The organism is Pseudomonas sp. SH10-3B, assembly GCF_019891415.1.
In the GTDB taxonomy this organism is placed as follows: domain Bacteria; phylum Pseudomonadota; class Gammaproteobacteria; order Pseudomonadales; family Pseudomonadaceae; genus Aquipseudomonas.
Window position 1 is genome coordinate 1 of sequence record NZ_JAFLXD010000116.1, and the last position, 955, is coordinate 955.

Consider the following 955-nt stretch of genomic DNA (forward strand, 5'->3'; position numbering starts at 1 on the left):
TGCCATCGGCGTTATGCACCGTGACACGGCCGTCATCTCCCCAGGCATACCGCGTATCCATCTGGGAAAAACTGGCCCAATGCCGCACACACCGCGCAGCCTTGCCAGCCCGTTCCCACGCCCAGAAGAAACTCGCGCCACCGGCCAGTCCGCGCTCAAGAATTACGTGCTGATCGTCGTAGCGATAAACCTCGCTTTCACCTACCGCATTGGTCGCCGAAACCAGTCGGCCAGCGTCGTCGTAGGCGTAGGAAACGACGGTCTGCTCGGTAATCCAGACATACGGACCACGGCCTTCTGCCCGCTGTACTTGGTAGTCCACCGCCACGATGTGGTCCGATTCATAGCGCAGGAACAGCGCACACCCCGCACCGTTATCCAGCCGCTCAATGCGCCCCAAATAATCCCGAGCAATCCGCAGCCGGTTGTCGTACGCATCGCTGATCGAAACCAGCACACCGTCGCGAAAGTGATAAAACCGTGATGCCTGGGCCAACACCAGCTCGTCCGGCGACGAGCCCAAATAGATCGCCGCTTCGGCCAAGCTGTTGGTGATTGCAGGCCGAGCAACAGTCGGCAGCGGAAATGAAGTAAGGCGATTCTCATGGTCCGTCCACACCACCGAATCGCCCGAAACCACCAGCCGATGCGCCAGCGAGTGACTCCAGCCAAACCCCAAGCCGCAATCCAGTTCCACCGCACTGGTGCGATATAGCCGCGTCCACTCGAACGGCAAGATCCCGTCTAAAACACCATCGGTGAGGGTGAGCAACTCCTCGCCGGTAACCATCGACACGGGGCAGCCGTTGGTTACCGTCTTATCCGAAGAAGCCGCCGCATCGCCCTTCGGATTCGTCGATACAGCAGGCACATCATCGACAGGCTCCTGCCTGACCAACACCGTCTTCTGTGTCTTGTTACGAACCGCCGGCACCGGGTTCGAAACCACGTGATC

General features: G+C 59.8%; 1 protein-coding gene. It reads right to left on the bottom strand.

Annotated elements, in window-relative coordinates; all coding sequences use genetic code 11:
- The coding region (locus J1G35_RS30585) for an RHS repeat domain-containing protein (RefSeq protein WP_223016869.1) at positions 1 to 955 on the bottom strand (955 nt) is incomplete at both ends.